16 protein-coding genes, 4 tRNA genes and 1 pseudogene are annotated in these 15,453 nt (G+C 59.2%); 10 read left to right on the forward strand and 11 right to left on the reverse strand.

All coding sequences use genetic code 11. The annotated features are described in order from the left end of the window. Positions 1 to 9 precede the first annotated feature (9 nt). Both CQ019_RS12045 and CQ019_RS12050 read left to right on the forward strand, forming a co-directional pair. Positions 10 to 753 carry an ABC transporter ATP-binding protein gene (locus CQ019_RS12045; RefSeq protein ID WP_308727253.1) on the forward strand — a complete coding sequence of 248 codons (744 nt, stop codon included), beginning with the start codon at positions 10 to 12 and terminating at the stop codon, positions 751 to 753. Then, positions 750 to 1,475: an ABC transporter permease gene (locus CQ019_RS12050; RefSeq protein WP_105553566.1), complete on the forward strand. Its 726-nt coding sequence runs from the start codon at positions 750 to 752 to the stop codon at positions 1,473 to 1,475. Before CQ019_RS12045 ends, CQ019_RS12050 begins: the two co-directional genes overlap by 4 nt. A gap of 155 nt (positions 1,476 to 1,630) precedes the next feature. Here CQ019_RS12050 and CQ019_RS12055 read toward each other — a convergent pair whose 3' ends face one another. Both CQ019_RS12055 and CQ019_RS12060 read right to left on the reverse strand, forming a co-directional pair. Beyond that, entirely contained in the window at positions 1,631 to 2,128 is a 498-nt protein-coding gene (locus CQ019_RS12055) for a gluconokinase (protein ID WP_258133575.1), read from the reverse strand. Between the two features lie 56 nt (positions 2,129 to 2,184). Next, positions 2,185 to 2,388: pseudogene (locus CQ019_RS12060) on the reverse strand (bifunctional D-altronate/D-mannonate dehydratase); the annotation flags it as partial. Between CQ019_RS12060 and CQ019_RS18765 the strand changes: the two are divergent. After that, positions 2,372 to 2,503, forward strand: a complete 132-nt coding sequence (locus tag CQ019_RS18765; protein WP_258134014.1) for a hypothetical protein — start codon at positions 2,372 to 2,374, stop codon at positions 2,501 to 2,503. The pseudogene CQ019_RS12060 and the gene CQ019_RS18765 overlap by 17 nt on opposite strands. A gap of 127 nt (positions 2,504 to 2,630) precedes the next feature. On the opposite strand, the gene pyrE is transcribed toward CQ019_RS18765, so the two are convergent. Further along, the gene (gene pyrE, locus CQ019_RS12065; RefSeq protein WP_105553568.1) at positions 2,631 to 3,188 is read right to left on the reverse strand and encodes an orotate phosphoribosyltransferase; all 558 of its coding nucleotides are present in this window, start codon (positions 3,186 to 3,188) and stop codon (positions 2,631 to 2,633) included. A 280-nt stretch (positions 3,189 to 3,468) separates the two neighbouring features. On the opposite strand from pyrE, the gene CQ019_RS12070 reads away from it, so the two are divergent. Both CQ019_RS12070 and nadE read left to right on the forward strand, forming a co-directional pair. After that, positions 3,469 to 3,903: a MarR family winged helix-turn-helix transcriptional regulator gene (locus CQ019_RS12070; RefSeq protein WP_105553569.1), complete on the forward strand. Its 435-nt coding sequence runs from the start codon at positions 3,469 to 3,471 to the stop codon at positions 3,901 to 3,903. 93 nt (positions 3,904 to 3,996) lie between these two features. Next, positions 3,997 to 4,821, forward strand: coding sequence for an ammonia-dependent NAD(+) synthetase (nadE, locus tag CQ019_RS12075; protein ID WP_105553570.1), 825 nt, complete (start codon positions 3,997 to 3,999; stop codon positions 4,819 to 4,821). A 332-nt stretch (positions 4,822 to 5,153) separates the two neighbouring features. Here nadE and CQ019_RS12080 read toward each other — a convergent pair whose 3' ends face one another. Then, positions 5,154 to 6,296, reverse strand: a complete 1,143-nt coding sequence (locus tag CQ019_RS12080) for an acyl-CoA dehydrogenase family protein (protein ID WP_105553571.1) — start codon at positions 6,294 to 6,296, stop codon at positions 5,154 to 5,156. Between the two features lie 71 nt (positions 6,297 to 6,367). Here CQ019_RS12080 and CQ019_RS12085 point away from each other — a divergent pair, with 71 nt between their 5' ends. After that, positions 6,368 to 6,871 carry a MarR family winged helix-turn-helix transcriptional regulator gene (locus CQ019_RS12085; RefSeq protein WP_105553681.1) on the forward strand — a complete coding sequence of 168 codons (504 nt, stop codon included), beginning with the start codon at positions 6,368 to 6,370 and terminating at the stop codon, positions 6,869 to 6,871. On the opposite strand, the gene mmsB is transcribed toward CQ019_RS12085, so the two are convergent. Both mmsB and CQ019_RS12095 read right to left on the reverse strand, forming a co-directional pair. Next, positions 6,866 to 7,762 (reverse strand): 3-hydroxyisobutyrate dehydrogenase, encoded by an 897-nt coding sequence (gene mmsB, locus CQ019_RS12090; protein ID WP_105553572.1) that lies wholly within the window; start codon positions 7,760 to 7,762, stop codon positions 6,866 to 6,868. The genes CQ019_RS12085 and mmsB overlap by 6 nt on opposite strands. Continuing rightward, entirely contained in the window at positions 7,759 to 8,811 is a 1,053-nt protein-coding gene (locus CQ019_RS12095) for a 3-hydroxyisobutyryl-CoA hydrolase (RefSeq protein ID WP_105553573.1), read from the reverse strand. Before CQ019_RS12095 ends, mmsB begins: the two co-directional genes overlap by 4 nt. Before the next feature lie 105 nt (positions 8,812 to 8,916). Between CQ019_RS12095 and CQ019_RS12100 the strand changes: the two genes are divergently transcribed. Then, positions 8,917 to 9,717 (forward strand): exodeoxyribonuclease III, encoded by an 801-nt coding sequence (locus tag CQ019_RS12100; protein ID WP_105553574.1) that lies wholly within the window; start codon positions 8,917 to 8,919, stop codon positions 9,715 to 9,717. Between the two features lie 26 nt (positions 9,718 to 9,743). Beyond that, positions 9,744 to 10,574 (forward strand): hypothetical protein, encoded by an 831-nt coding sequence (locus CQ019_RS12105; protein ID WP_146112468.1) that lies wholly within the window; start codon positions 9,744 to 9,746, stop codon positions 10,572 to 10,574. A gap of 78 nt (positions 10,575 to 10,652) precedes the next feature. On the opposite strand, the gene CQ019_RS12110 is transcribed toward CQ019_RS12105, so the two are convergent. The 4 genes from CQ019_RS12110 to CQ019_RS12125 all read right to left on the reverse strand — a co-directional run bounded on the left by CQ019_RS12110 (position 10,653) and on the right by CQ019_RS12125 (position 11,114). Further along, a tRNA-Asp gene (locus CQ019_RS12110) sits at positions 10,653 to 10,729 on the reverse strand. Between the two features lie 60 nt (positions 10,730 to 10,789). Then, positions 10,790 to 10,862 (reverse strand) — tRNA-Phe (locus tag CQ019_RS12115). Positions 10,863 to 10,911: 49 nt separating this feature from the next. Beyond that, positions 10,912 to 10,985 (reverse strand) — tRNA-Asp (locus CQ019_RS12120). A 56-nt stretch (positions 10,986 to 11,041) separates the two neighbouring features. Continuing rightward, a tRNA-Glu gene (locus tag CQ019_RS12125) sits at positions 11,042 to 11,114 on the reverse strand. A gap of 134 nt (positions 11,115 to 11,248) precedes the next feature. Between CQ019_RS12125 and CQ019_RS12130 the strand changes: the two genes are divergently transcribed. Further along, entirely contained in the window at positions 11,249 to 11,620 is a 372-nt protein-coding gene (locus CQ019_RS12130) for a metallopeptidase family protein (RefSeq protein ID WP_105553576.1), read from the forward strand. A 655-nt stretch (positions 11,621 to 12,275) separates the two neighbouring features. Here CQ019_RS12130 and CQ019_RS12135 read toward each other — a convergent pair. Then, the gene (locus CQ019_RS12135; protein ID WP_105553577.1) at positions 12,276 to 12,710 is read right to left on the reverse strand and encodes a hypothetical protein; all 435 of its coding nucleotides are present in this window, start codon (positions 12,708 to 12,710) and stop codon (positions 12,276 to 12,278) included. A gap of 989 nt (positions 12,711 to 13,699) precedes the next feature. Between CQ019_RS12135 and CQ019_RS12145 the strand changes: the two genes are divergently transcribed. Then, complete coding sequence (locus tag CQ019_RS12145; RefSeq protein WP_105553579.1) at positions 13,700 to 15,388, forward strand: NlpC/P60 family protein; 1,689 nt, start codon at positions 13,700 to 13,702, stop codon at positions 15,386 to 15,388. Positions 15,389 to 15,453: the final 65 nt, after the last annotated feature.

Below are 15,453 nucleotides of genomic sequence, written 5' to 3' on the forward strand. Positions count from 1 at the left end.
GGTTTGAGCGTGAAGCGAAGCAAGATGCTCGTACTTGAAGAGCTGAGTTTTGCGCTGTCCCCCGGACGCGTCATTGGCCTATTGGGGCCTAGCGGCAGCGGGAAGAGCACGCTGCTGCGGAGCATCGTCGGGAGCCAAATTATCACCCATGGCACCGTGACGGTACTCGGCTCCTCCGCCGGCGACAAGGCCCTGCGCCACCGAGTTGGCTACATGACGCAGGCAGCCAGCGTCTACGACGATCTCACCGTGCGCCAGAATATCGCCTACTTCGCAAGAATTCTTGGCCTGTCCGCCACGGAAGTTGACCGTGTCATCGCCTTGACCGACCTCGATCTCCAGTCGAGAAAATTAGCCATAGATCTTTCCGGAGGGCAACGCAACCGAGTGTCATTGGCCATTGCGCTGCTCGGAACACCCGATATCGTCATCCTCGATGAACCAACGGTCGGACTTGACCCGGTGCTTCGCTCCGATCTCTGGCGGCTGTTTACAGAACTTGCCGCCACCGGAATGAGCCTGCTGGTCTCCAGCCATGTCATGGATGAAGCGATGCGCTGCGACGAGTTGCTCCTGCTCCGCGAGGGTCAACTGCTAGCCCAGCTCACCCCGGCTGATCTGCTTGCACGCACTCGAACCGAGAATCCAGAAGAAGCCTTCCTGGCCCTAGTTGGCGGCGTAGGCGGCGCAACGCCGAACGTTGCACGGCCGAGTCCAAAACACCGCGCCGCGGGCAAGGAGAATCAACCATGATCCGCACGCTCGCCACATCCGGACGCGTCTTGCAGCAGATACGGCACGATCCACGAACCATTGCCCTCATGCTGGTGGTTCCTAGCTTGCTCATTGGGCTGATGTCCTGGATCTTCACCGATACACGAGTTTTTGCCCTGATCGGCCCAGCCATGATCGCGCTGTTTCCGTTCATCGTCATGTTTCTGGTGACCAGCATTGCCACGCTTCGTGAGCGCCGCAGCGGAACCCTGGAACGGTTGCTGAGTTTGCCGCTGGCCAAGGGGGAATTCATTCTTGGCTATGCGCTGGCATTCACCCTGATCGCAATCCTCCAAACGGTGATCGCAGTGTCATTTGCCGTCTGGGTGTGCGGCTTGGAAATCCAGGGAAGCCTTTGGCTGCTATTTTCGGTTGCTGCGCTCGACGCTTTGCTGGGCACCAGCCTGGGATTGATGGCCAGCGCCTTTGCCCGTACCGAATTCCAGGTGGTGCAGTTCATGCCGCTGTTCATCTTCCCGCAATTTCTGCTAGCCGGGATCATCCTTCCACGAGCGCAGCTTCCACGCCCTCTGGAGGTCTTCGGCGATTGGCTGCCGCTGTCTCATGCGATCGATGCGTTGAATGCAATCGCGAATGGCACCGAGGACTCGGCCACGACCGCGAGCCTTTTGGTGATCGCCGCGTGGATTATCGCGGCACTCATTGTAGGTTCGCTGACACTGCGCCGCAGGACACCATAACCGCCAGCCTCGAGACCCAGTGAGGTAGAGGCACTAGCCTGCCCGGGGTTTCTCAACGCTCTCTGCAGGGCAAAACTCGAAGCGCCAAAACATCGGGAGGCAAAAAGGCAGTGGGGACTGAGCAGAATCAGTCCCCACTGCCACTTATCTGAGTTCTAGTCTCGGGATTCCAGCCATGCGGCCGCATCTTGGACCAAGGCGACAGGCGGTTGCGCGATATCCAGTACGAGACCGGATTCGTCAGCTTCCAGCGGTTCGAGCGTTTCCAACTGCGACTGCAACAGTCCCACCGGCATGAAGTGGCCGGGCCGTGAGCCCATGCGCTCGGTCAACAACTCTTCCGAGCCGTGCAGGTGGATGAACACAGTTCCCGGTGCCTGCGCCCGAATCAGGTCACGGTATTTCCGCTTCAGCGCAGAGCAAGCGATGACCATCGATTCGTTGCTGAGCGCTCCCAAACGATTGCCGACCTCGCGAAGCCATGGCTCACGGTCCATATCGTCCAGTGGCTGCCCGGCAGCCATCTTGTCGATATTCGCCTGCGGGTGCAGTGAATCCCCATCGAGGAACCCGGCGTTCAGCTTCGTGCCGAGCAGTTCGCCGACCGTGGACTTGCCGCAACCGGAAACACCCATGACAATGACTCGGTTCAATGCGACAGCTCCTTGGGAAGTTTCCGTTTGCCCGGCGTGCGCAATAATTTGCTGGCTCACCAGTCGTGGACGGTGCCGTCGATAAGACGGTTGTAGGGCAGGTAGGCCTGCTGGTACGGGTAGGACAACGCTGCTTCATCATTGAATTCGACACCCAGGCCCGGCTTGTTGCCTGGGTGCAGGTAGCCGTCCTTGAAGGTCATGGACTGCTCGAAGACCGTGTTGGTGGCGTCCGAGTGCTGCATGTATTCCTGCATGCCGTTCGCGCTGGCCGGCACCGCAGAGGCCATCCGCGAGCAGTACAGCGATCTGCCGGGTTATGCGGAAACTACCGACGGGGAGCTCTACCCCTTCGGCTACGGCCTGACTTACTAGCAAGCCAAGGCTCAGGAACCGCAGCTCTATAAAAACTGGCCTGGATGGGGCGGACCAAAAGTCCCTCCCATCCAGGCCAGCGTCGGTTAACGTCTCCCGTCAACCAGCAAGTTCCTTGAGTATGTTGTTACAGGCCCAGCTCGGTCTTGCCGTAGGCGAAAAGGTACGGAACGCCGGCCTCGGCCTCGATACGCTCCTTGGCGCCGGTGTCGCGGTCAACGATCACGGCGACGGCAATGACGTTGCCGCCGGCCTTGCGCACGCCTTCGACTGCGGTCAAAGCGGAACCACCGGTAGTTGAGGTATCTTCCAGAACGATCACGTTCCTGCCTTCGACGCTCGGGCCTTCAACCTGGCGTCCCATCCCATAGGACTTCTGTGCCTTGCGCACCACGAATGCGTCAAGGCTACGGCCCCGGGTTCGCGCGGTGTGCATGATTGCGGTACCCACCGGGTCCGCGCCCATGGTCAAACCGCCAACATTGGTGAATTCAAGCTTGGCCTCGTCCAGCAGGTCGAGCATGACCTCGCCGATAAGTCCGGATGCTTCTTGCTGCAAGGAGACCCGGCGCAGATCGATATAGTAATCGGCTTCCTTGCCGGAGGAAAGAGTGACCTTGCCGCGCACGATGGCAAGTTCTTGGATCAGTTCTTTAAGCCGCTCACGGGCGCTGGTTTCGCTCATAGACACAATTCTAGTCGCCACAACGGAGTGGCCGTTGCAAGGAATGCCCTGTATGACGGCTATTCCTCGGTGCAGTTCACCACCAGGGCGCGGCGCTCCGAGAGCGGTCTCTAGCAGCCGCACATCATTACCTGATGATGCCATGCGTCCTGGCCCTGCCAGATTGCCAAGCGCGCCGCACATCCGCCCGGCGACGGATCGGTGGAACCGCGATTGAGCTGGCCGTACTTGTTTAAATTAGCCCCTAGCCCCAGCCGTAACTCCCGGCTAGGGTGGGATCATGAATGCGACTCGCCCCTTGGGTTTCTGGTTGAAATTGGTAGATTCGCTGATCGACGAGCAGTTTGCAGCGACCTTGGAAGAACACGGTGTTACGCGCCGGCAATGGCAGGTACTGAACCTGCTCGAGCAGAATCCTGCGTCGGAAGCCGAGCTCACCACGGGCCTCTCACCATTTTTTGCCTCGCCCGATGAACCTCAGTCCGTCACCGAACATCTGGCAGAGCTCGTGGAATCCGGGTGGATCTCGCGCCAGGGCGGTGAGTACATGATCACCGAACGCGGACATGTGTCATTGGTGAAGCTCAGCGAACTGGTTGAACGAATCCGTACCCAGTGCGGCGAGGGGCTCACCCCGGAGGCATACTCCACCACGGTGAGTTCCCTGGAACAGATGGCCAAGAACTTTGGCTGGGCCGAGGCTGAAACCGAGTAGCCTGCCGGGTGGAATGTTGAAAACAGATTAACTTTCCGCCCCGAACACCGGTATTTAGCCACTGCGCCCATTCTCATGCCTAGTATTGGATGCATGCGCGAACTGCAAGCAGAGATTATCGAAGAACTTGGCGTCAAGCCACAAATCATTCCGGCACAGGAGATCCAACGACGCGTGGGGTTCCTGAAGGACTACCTCGGAGCGACCGGAGCCAAGGGTTTCGTACTGGGAATTTCCGGTGGCATCGATTCCACCTTGGCCGGAAGGCTTGCGCAACTGGCGGTCCAAGAGGTCCGCGACGCCGGTGGCGAGGCGAACTTTGTCGCGGTCCGACTGCCCCATGGGGTGCAGAGCGACGCCGACGACGCGGCGAAGGCCATGGCGTTCATCGGCGCCGACGAGGAATTTGAAGTAAATATCGAAAAGCCCGTCAAGGCTCTGGATGAAGCGCTGGACAACGCGGGCCACCCACGCATCAGCGACTTCAACCGGGGTAACGCGAAGGCCCGGATGCGCATGATCGTGCAATACGCCATGGCAGGTGATCGCCGCATGCTGGTCCTCGGAACCGACCATGCAGCCGAATCGGTCACCGGATTCTTCACCAAGTTCGGGGATGGTGGCGCCGACCTTTTGCCTCTCGCCGGGTTGAATAAACGTCAGAACCAAGCCTTGCTGCGAGAATTGGGTGCTCCAGAGCTCCTTTGGGCCAAGGAACCAACCGCGGACCTATTAGACGGCCAGCCACAGCGGACAGATGAAGACGAGCTGGGGCTGAGCTACTCGCAGATTGATGACTACCTCGAAGGCCGGGAAGTCGATGCTGCCGCAGCCAAGACCATCGAGTCCCGCTTCCTCGGTTCGCGCCACAAGCGTACGGTTCCCGCGACCTACCTCGATACCTGGTGGCGCAGCTAGCTCTGCTCCTCGGGCATCGAGTCGGTTACTTCGAGAGCTTCGCGCAGGGTTTTGAAGTCGTCACTAGTTTGTTTTCGTGGATGTTCGCTTACTCGTGCCAGCTTCCAGAAACCGCCAAACAGCAGTGGCAGGGCAACTGCAGCCCCGAGCACAACGCAGCTCAAACGCAGTTGCCGTGCCCCACGCGGAGCTACGGACGCCTTAGACCGCGATGCTCCTCGTATAGGTGGCGCATGCTGATGAATCTGCCCTAGCCAGTACTTTCCGGATTGGAACGTACTGTCGGAGCAAGAGTTCACTAGGACTCGGCCACCTACACAAGGGAACTCTCGCTAGACGAATGCGCTCACTCCGGTCAGCGCTCGTCCGACGATCAATGAATTAATTTCATAGGTGCCCTCATAGGTGTGCAGGATTTCAACATCGCAAAAGAACTTGGCCATCTCATGGTCGGTCACCACACCATTTCCGCCAAGCAGCGCACGGCCCAATGAGACCGTTTGGCGCGCGAGCCGCGTCGCAGTGGACTTGGCCAGCGCCGCGTCGACCATTTCCAGCTCGCCGCGTTCTTGCTTGCGCGCGATGTCCATCATCATCGACAGGCACGCCGTCGCATTGCCGGCAATCTCCGCCAAGGATTGCTGCACCAACTGGAACGAGGCAATGGGTTGGCCGAATTGCTGCCGGTCCTTGGCGTAAGCGGTACAGATATCCAAGGTTGCCAGCATGGCGCCGACCGCCTGCCACCCGACCCAGGCGCGAGACTGCATCAACAACGCATTCGCCGAGGCGAAGTTGACCGCGCCAGGGAGTTTATTCTCCACCGGAATGCGGACATTCTCCATTGAAATATCCGCGTTCTGCATGATGCGCAGGCCGATCTTATTTTCGATCTTGGTTGCGCTGTAGCCCGGACGGTCGCTTTCCACCAGAAAGGCCCCCACCGCTCCGCTCTCGGGACATTTTGCCCAGACCAACGCAAAATCGGCGATAGTTCCCATGCCGATCCAACGCTTGGCCCCGTTGATCACATATTCGTCGCCTTCGCGGGTCGCGGTGGTGTGGATGCCTCCGGCAATGTCCGAACCATGGTCGGGTTCGGTCAAGGCAAAGGCGCCAAAGGCTTGGAACATGGTGAGTTTTGGGAGCCAGGATTCACGCTGCTCAGCCGACCCAAGCGCATCGATCATGCCCACGATGAGCTCATTGTGGATGCCGACAATGGATGAAAGTGATACGTCGGCTCTTGCGATTTCCGCGTGGAGCAACCCGCGCAATAGATGCGAGGAGCCATCTAGCTGCACTCCCGCTAAACCGGCATCGGCCAACTCTCGCACAAGTCCTGCGGGAAATTCCTCGCGATTCCAGAACTCGATCGATTGCCGGCGAATACGTGCCTGCAAAAACTCACGCACCTGCTCTAGTCGCGTCCGATCGGCCTCGTGCAGTTGGTGTGCCACACCCAATAGGTCCATCCGATTTCTCCTTCCAAACCCTTGGAAGTCCAAGTATATTGTTGGACTAAGACTTCCTTAGGGGGTAAATGTTGAATTCTCCATTGCCACGCGATCCGATTGCTCAGGCCCGCGAACAGTGGGTTGCCCATGGTTGGGCATCCGAAGCCAATGCCATGGCCGCAATCACCGCGGTGATGCGCACGGCGTCGATTTTCTTGCAGCGAGCCGATGCGATTCTCAAGCCGCACGGGCTCACCTTTGCGCGTTTCGAAGTGCTCGCCTTGCTTGGGTTCTCCAAACGCGGTTCGCTCCCGATGAGCCACGCAAGCGAGCTGCTCCAGGTTCATGCTACGAGCTTGACGAATTCGGTGGACCGGCTAGAGGCCACCGGGCTGGTGCAACGAGTTGCACACCCTACCGATGGGCGAACCAGGCTCCTGGAGCTCACGGCCCAAGGCCTGGAGGTGCTCGACGCCGCCCGAACTGATTTGAACGCACAGCTCTTCGCCCAAAGCGATTTGGAAGCCGCAGACGCGACAGATCTATTCGAGATCCTCTCTCGTTTCCGCCGCGCCTCGGGCGACTTCCTATAACGAACCGTCTCGAATCGCATTGATGACCCCGGAAAAGTCGGTGCCTGCATTTCCCTCATCGCTGAACTTCCGATACAGCGCGGCCGCGAGACTGCCTAGCTGCGCATCGGTCTGCGTCTGCTCCAATGCGCTGGAGGCCAAGCCGAGATCCTTGGCCATCAACGCGGCAGCAAATCCAGGCTGATACTCCCGGTTGGCCGGCGAGCTAGGGACGGGGCCCGGGACCGGACAATTTGTTGTCACTGCCCAGCACTGCCCCGAAGCCGAGGAAATCACATCGAATAAGGCTTGGTGCTCCAGTCCCAAGCGCTCGCCTAGGACAAAAGCTTCCGCCGCTCCGAGCATGGAGATGCCCAAAAGCATATTGTTGCAAACCTTGGCCGCTTGCCCGGCCCCATGCCCACCGCAATGCACGACCCGCTTGCCCATGATTTCGAGCACCGGGTTGATCTGCGCCAGGTCGGCCTCATCGGCGCCGAGCATAAATGTCAGGGTTCCCGCTTCCGCGCCAACTACCCCACCGGAAACTGGAGCGTCGGCGCTTCGATGGCCGGCCGCCACCGCGAGCTGGGCGGCTTCGCGCGCCTGTGCCACATCGATAGTCGAGCACTCCAGGAACAACGTGTCCGCCTTGGCAGCCCCAAGCAGGTAGTCCCGGTAGGCATCCAATACATGCTGCCCGGTAGGGAACATGGTCAGCACGACATCCACGTCGCTCGCGGCTTCGGTCCCGGTAACCACAGTTTCAATTCCGGCCGCGGCGGCGGCTTCGAGGGCCGCAGGCACCACATCAAAAGCCTTGAGGCGATACCCGGCACGGTGCAAGTTGATGGCCATGGGAAGCCCCATATGGCCCAGTCCCAAGAATCCTATGATTGGTTTTTCGCTCATCTTCCACTCTTTTCTCGTAGCCCCTGCTCCAACAGTGCAAAATTCAATTCCGCTCCAGGCAATGGGGCGAAATGTCGTGCCGTTCGCTGTTCGCGCGTCAAATTACCCACTCGTTCGTGCCACCGCGGATTGCGATCCTTGTCGATCACCGCGGCTCGGATTCCTTCGGCGAAGTCCGGGTCATCCAGTCGGTTAACCGCGACCCTGAACTCGCGACGCAGATCCTCGCGCAGGTCCATCCCGGCACTGTCCAACAATTCATCGACGAGCCGCACCGAACTAGGGCAGGCGGCTCGAAGCGCCTTAGAAACCAGGCTGGCCTGAGCATCGCCGCTAGAGTCGAGCGCGGCGAGAATTGCCGGGACACTTGGTTCGGCGAAGGCCTGAACCCAATCGGCGCCCAGCATTCCCTGCTCGACGGTGCGCTCAAATCGCGTAATCACCTGGTCGGCTTCGAGAGTCTCCAACTCGGTCAGCAGTTGCGGCAAGTTCGCCTGCGCCACGTAGTTGTCTGCCAGCCCCAAGGCAATGGTGTCCGCCGCGTGGAATCTCATCCCGGTTAGTGCCGCTAGGCGCCCTGCGGATTTTGCGCCCTTGGCCAGCAGGTGGGTGCCTCCCACATCCGGGAAGAAACCGATTCCCACTTCTGGCATACCGCAGCGGCTGGTCTCGGTCACGATGCGATGGCTGCCGTGGGCGGAAACCCCAATCCCGCCGCCAAGCACTATGCCGTCCATCAACGCCACGAACGGTTTCGGATACTCGTCAATGAGTACATTAAGTTGATACTCGATACGCCAGAACTCTTCGGTGGACCCATCTCGGTCCAAGATATCCCGGTAGATCGCCACAATATCGCCCCCTGCGCACAGGCCTCGCTCCCCCGCTCCGGTGATCGCGACCTGTCGCACCGCTGGATCATCACGCCATTCAAGCAACGCGTAGAGCATGCCCCGGCACATCTGCGTAGTGAGCGCATTGAGCGCTTTTGGCCTATTGAGAGTGATGAGTCCCAAATGTCCCCGGCGCTCGGTCAGAATGTCGGTCAAAATACCCACCCCTCGGTGATCGCTGTCACAGTTCATTCTCGAATATACTCGGACTTCCAAGTAAATTGAAGTGGCGCATGACAGCAAACTTGATAGGTTGAACTAGTGAAGATAGCGACCTGGAATGTGAACTCCCTGCGCGCCCGGGCTGACCGCGTCGAAGACTGGCTGCGCCGTACCGACGTTGATGTCCTGGCAATTCAGGAAACAAAATGCAAAGACGACAATTTCCCCTGGGAACTTTTCGAGAACAACGACTACGAGGTGGCGCATTTTGGCGTCAACCAGTGGAACGGCGTGGCAATCGCCTCCCGTGTGGGACTGGACGACGTCCAGCGCACGTTCCCGAATCAGCCAGAGTTCGGCAAGGGCGGGAAAGACCCGATCCAAGAACCCCGAGCCATCGCGGCCACCTGCGGTGGGGTTCGCATCTGGAGCCTCTATGTGCCCAACGGCCGGGCCCTGGATGACGAGCACATGGGCTACAAGCTCAACTGGCTCGACGAATTGAAGAAAAATTCGGTCGAATGGCTCGCCGCAGATCCACAAGCTCAAATTGCGCTGCTCGGCGACTGGAACATCGCGCCGAAAGACGAAGATGTCTGGGATATCCAGTTCTTCTTGGACAACCAGCTCACCCACGTCTCGGCCCCCGAGCGTGCCGCATTTGGCGCATTCGAAGACGCCGGTTTCACAGACGCAGTTCGCCCACACACCGAGGGCGCCTACACCTACTGGGATTACACACAGCTGCGCTTCCCGAAAGGCGAGGGCATGCGGATCGATTTCGCGTTGACTTCCCCCGCACTAACCGAACGGGTTACTACCGCGAGCATCGACCGCGAGGAACGCAAGGGCAAGGGCGCTAGCGACCATGCTCCGGTCATCGTGGAGCTGGACGACTAACCATGACCAGAAAATTGACTGGGCCATTGGCAGAGCTTACGGCGGCTACCGCGCATTTGCGCGTCTATGAACCGTTGGACGCTTTCGAGGATTGGGCCCAGTCAATTATCTTGCGCACCGGGCAGCGTAGCGCAAGCCATTGGGACAGCTTCGAGAACGAACGACTCTGGGAACGCACGCTACGCCCCATTTCGGACCCCTTCCCGCACCATGAAGCAGAGCATTTTCGCTCGCTAAAGATCCTTGACTACGAGGGCAACCAGCACACCCGCTACTGTCCCGGCCAGCTGCAGGCGCGCAGCGTGCTGGCCGCAGAACAAGCCGAGGAGGCCATCCGGACCGAGGTCCTCGACCTCCTGGTGCCTCCCGCAGCCCGTAGCGCGAATGCCGAGCGCGTTAATCCCGATCGGCTTGCGGCAGATCTCACACACCTGCATACCCGCACCTCCACCTGGGGCATACCGCTGAGCTGGTTTGCGCTCTTCCGGGAAGATGACGAGTACGAACAGGTTCATGTTGATGACCGGTTGCTCACGGTGCGGCTCATCGTGCCCTTCGACCAGGCGGTAGAACGCCTCTCTTGGGCAGTGCAAACGCTTGTGACCTATGCACCTCAGGCACCATTGTTTGAGGAGCTAGGCGCGCTCGGTAGCTGGCTTGAATCCTTCGATAGCCGGTCGGTGATCGAGCTGGACTATGGGATGCTTGCCGAGATCGTGTGGCCAGATGAATCCGCCAACGACCTCATGCACGGAATCCAAGCAATCGAAGACGGAGATCTGCCCACGGCGGCGGCGGCATATCGCCGACTGACGAACCGCTGGTTGGGTCCTCGGCATTTGGGCCGCGCAAACTAAACACTGCCCAGAGCAGCCGAATCAAAAAAGTATTTCGTTAACGCAAAAAGCTCCGGTTGAAACCGGAGCTTTTCTATTTGGCGACCCTGACGGGACTTGAACCCGCGACCTCCGCCGTGACAGGGCGGCGCGCTAACCAACTGCGCTACAGGGCCATGAGTTTTGAATCTAACTTCAAATCACATGGCAAAGCCCTCGGTATACCGAGGGCTGCGTGGCTCCGACCGGCGTCGATCCGGTGACCTTTCGATTTTCAGTCGAACGCTCTACCAACTGAGCTACAGAGCCTGGCACCACTGAGTGGACACCAGATTTATTGCCTAAACAATAAACCGAGCGACCCTGACGGGACTTGAACCCGCGACCTCCGCCGTGACAGGGCGGCGCGCTAACCAACTGCGCTACAGGGCCTTGCTTTCGCAAGCCAATGGATTTCTCCATCTGACAACCAACGAATTGGCTGTTTGTACCCCCAACGGGATTCGAACCCGTGCCGCTGCCGTGAAAGGGCAGTGTCCTAGGCCGCTAGACGATGGGGGCCTATATCTGCTGCGGTTTCTTTCGTCTCCGCTGCGGACTTCAATAACTATACGTGGCCTTTTTGCCATTTGCAAAACCGGCATCCGAAGGACTTTCGAAGGGCGCAAATCGATGGCGGACAGTAGGCTTGAATCATGGATCTGGAGATGAGCGACGACGAGTTTGATGAGCTGGTTCAGGCTGCCCTCGACGGCATCCCCGAGTCCGCGGTAACCATGATGGACAATGTTGTTTTCTTTATCGAGGACGAGTACGAGCCGCTTCCCGGAGAAGCGAAAAATACCGAGATTCTGGGGCTATACGAGGGTGTTGCGCTGACCGAGCGAGATCTCGACTGGGCTTCAGGGGCACTGCCTGATCGAATCACGATCTTCAAAAACCCGACCCTCAGGGCCTGCGAAACGCGTGATGACGTCGTGCGGGAGGTTCGCATTACGGTCATGCACGAGGTGGCCCATCACTTCGGAATCGACGACGAAAAACTGCACGATTTGGGCTGGGGATAGCCCAAATCGGCAAAAACTAATATTGAGATGTGCGTCACGAAAAATACTCATATTTCTGGATTGCCCTGGTTTAGCCGTTCCTCGGGAGCGAATGCTGCGCACCCGTTTCCTGCTTAAGCCACAGGAATGCGGAAGCCCACAATCATTTCATCATCGGAGCACCTGCAGAACAGCGGGACCTTTTTGGAGCAAGCAGGCAAAATTCCGCTTCCAGGCCCGGGCCATGGCAACACCCCGTGACTCAGCATTCCCCGGCCGCCCAGCACCGGGCTTCGACTCTGGATTCGGCGCCAAGAACAGTTCCCGACCGCAAGACCCCTCGATGGCACAGCAATTAGCAGCTGCTCGCTACGCCAAACACGGAGAGCGGGGACCTCTGGCTTAGGGGAGGCGGGCCAGCAAGCAATGGACTCCAGCTGCAGCGGTAGAGACGGACGTCGAGATGCCCACTCGGGCCCACGTGCAAGCCATTTCGAAACAGGATCCCTGCCCATCGCGTAGCAAAGTGGGGGCGTTCGGGGCCTACAACCCCAAAACACCCCCACCGCCACAACGCCAGCTGGAGATTCAATTCGAGTGCATCAAACGGGTCCCAACGACCGCCAGCGGCAAAGCCCGAGGGTCAGGACTACCCGCCCGCTTCTGTTCGCAGGCTCTAGAGAACGATGGTGCCCAAAGCTGAAATGACATCGGCGACGATATCCAGGTCGACGGTCGCATCCACGTCTGCGTCGACATCCGCTGCGGCGGCGACGCTCGCGGCTACGCCAGCTTCCAGATCGGCTTCCACGGTTGCGTCCACGGAGGCGTCAGCCAGCAGCTCTGCTTCGACGGTGGATTCCACGGCGGCTTCAACCTCGGCGGCAATCTCAGCGGCGGCGGTGGCGGTGAGGACATCGGCGTCGACAAGCACCTCGAGCTGGGCCGCGGTGTCAGCCTTCGCCTCGGCGGCTACCTGCGCAGCCACCTGCGCGGTGAGGTCGACGTCGAGTACCGCGCCGAGGGACAGCGCCGAGGCGCCGGCTACGCCAGCGAAGCTCAAAGACGCCGCGGCGATCAGCGCGGCGCCGGTTCGGGTGAAGTTCTTCATGGTGATGCTCCTTCGGGTCGGTCGCCGGCCCAGTTGACCGACGCACTGTTGACCACGCTATTGGCTACCGGCGAGTACCTATCGGTCGAATTCCAACAGTTCTGCTATTCACGGAGCTTGTTAAGCTTTCAGTCCCTGAAATGTCATTCACAGTTCCCCGCATGATGGGGTCCCCAAGCGGATCGAGTACTGTTCCGGGGTTGGCGGGAAATCCGTGATCGTATGCGAGCCGGTGCTGCTCGCCGATCGCTGCGGACTTGGTGGCGGGGTTCAGACGGTCCCGCTGGGATTCGCTTCCTAGAACCGAACGAACGCATGTTCCCGGATGCCCCTGGCTGGCGCTCGACAGGACCGCCTGCCGGGCAGAGCCTGCAATAGGCGGTGGCCAGAGGACTTCGGGCTCTTAGCCGGGGAGGCCGGCGGGTCCGGCAGCCGCATTAGCGCGTTTGTTGCACTGATTGCGCAGGGCATTTGGTGCAGCGCTGACTGCTTCAGCCGCAGCTCCGCGGACGATGCCCAGCCGCTTAGAAGGGCCGGACCGACGATGATGGACTACGGTGTGCCGAATTCCTGCGCTCGTGGATCGCTCTCGGCAGTTGCCAACCCTCTGGAGGATACGCAACAGCTCAACGTCTCTTACCGGCGCATTGTGTAACGCATTGTCGCCATTAAATGCTCGTGCCGCCATCCGGTGCCCACAAGGTCACGACTCAAACGTCACTCGAACACTTGGCCCGGAGCCATTTATTTCTCTGAAATAATTTCAGAACGCACCAAATAGGATGCACTTCCCCCAAATCATCCCTGAATTGGGCGAACAAATACCATCAATGTAATTCCTGTGACTGGTGTGACCAGTGTTGCCAACTACCTAATTTTTAGCCTAGTGTGCTATTTGGGAACTTAATCAAATCGCGACCTTCCGTTCTCGGATAATCACAATTCGACCATTTCCCAACTGTCATCACCTGAATCTAGTGAGGAACGATATGGCTAACCGCCACTCGCTCGGAGTTGCCGCGTGCACCCTGGCCCTAGCAGTCTCTTGCCTTGCTGGCGCCGTCCCGGCAGCCGCCGCCCCGTCGGCAGCGTTTCCCACCTCCGTCTCCGTTGCAGCAGCACCGTCGAACTCCCCGTTGCCATCGGCAGCAGAGGTTGAGTCGGCAAAGTCGAACAAGGCAGCAACCAACGAGATGATCGCGCGCCTTGAAGCATCGCTCGATTCCAGTCGCGTAGAACTCCAGCGCGTGGAAACGGCGGCCCTGGAAGCTCAGGAGTCCCTGCTGACCGCCGCAGAAGAACGCGACCTGCGGTCCGCGGAGGCCACCAAGGCAGTTGAACAGGTCGAATACGCGCAGCAGTATCTCGCACAAAGCCGCAATGATCTGGGCGCGATCGCTTCGGACATGTACCGCAATGGCGCAAGCAACTCCAGCCTGGGCATCTTGCTGCAGGACGATGAGTCAAACGATCTCTTCTACAAGGCAGCCACCATGAGCGCCTTGAGTGAGAACCGGTCACAAACGGTCAGCACCGCTACCGAGGCCGAAGCTCTGGTATCCGCGTGGGAAGAGTACGCAGACACCGCGCAGAAAGCCGCTAAGGCCGCAGCTGAGAACTACGATGCAGCCGCGACCACCGCCAGCGCCACGCTCACTACCTACGAGTCAGCGATTGCTCCGCAGAAAGAATTGCGTGACGAGCTCGTTGGACACCTCGCATTCCTGAAGGAACAGGAAGAGGAAGTAGTTCGCCAGCAGATCGCTGAAGCAGAAGAACAAGCTCAGGAGAAGGCTCTCCAGGAAGCCGTCGAGGCTCCGGAGGCTGATAAGCCAGTCACGAAAGATGACTTGGCAACCATGCAGCCACTGGCTATCGAAGCTCCTCAGGAACTGGAATTTATCGATTCCGAAGAAGCCAAGCCAAAGACGCTGACCCCGAAGGTCATCGACGTCGAAAAGGACGAGCCGAAGGCGCCGGAAAAGCCAAAGCAGACCGAAGCTCCGAAGGCACCAGAAAAGCCAAAGGAAACCCAGACACCAAAGGCCCCGGAAAAGCCCAAGGCAACTCCGCAGGCTCCCGAGAAGCCGAAGACCACCCCCAAGGAAACCGAGAAGCCGAAGGTTCTCCCTCAGGCACCGGAAAAGCCGAAGGTTATTGAGGAACCAAAGCCGAAGCCTAAGCCTAAGCCCGAACCCAAAAAGGTCCAGCCGAAGGCACCAGAAAAGCCAAAGGCAACCCCTAAGCCTTCGCCAAAGCCAGAGGTGAAGAAGGAAGAGCCTAAGCAGGAGCAGAATAACAACAGCAATTATTCTGCGGCGATCTCGTGGGCCCTGCAGACGGCCAACGATCCGAGCAAGCGCTACGTATTCGGCGGCAATGGGCCAAACGTTTTCGACTGCTCTAGCTTCTCGCAGACTGCATTCGCCAAGTCCGGCATCAGCTTGCCACGTACTTCCAGCCAGCAGTTCGCCAGCGCTCCGCAGTATGTCTCGCTGAGCCAGCTTCGCCCAGGTGACCTCGTGTTCTCCAGCTCGAATGGCGGAGCGTCGTTCTACCACGTGGCCATCTACATTGGTAACGGCCAGGTAGTCCACGCTCGCAACCCGAACGCCGGCATCACGGTGACTCCGCTGAGCTGGGTCAACAACATGTATCCGAAGGCAGCCCGCTACTAGGCAGGCGAGACCTCGAGAGAAAAGATGCTCCGCAGCCAGTTGGCTGCGGAGCATCTTTTGGCTCT

The organism is Arthrobacter sp. MYb229 (genome assembly GCF_002975405.1).
GTDB lineage: Bacteria > Actinomycetota > Actinomycetes > Actinomycetales > Micrococcaceae > Glutamicibacter.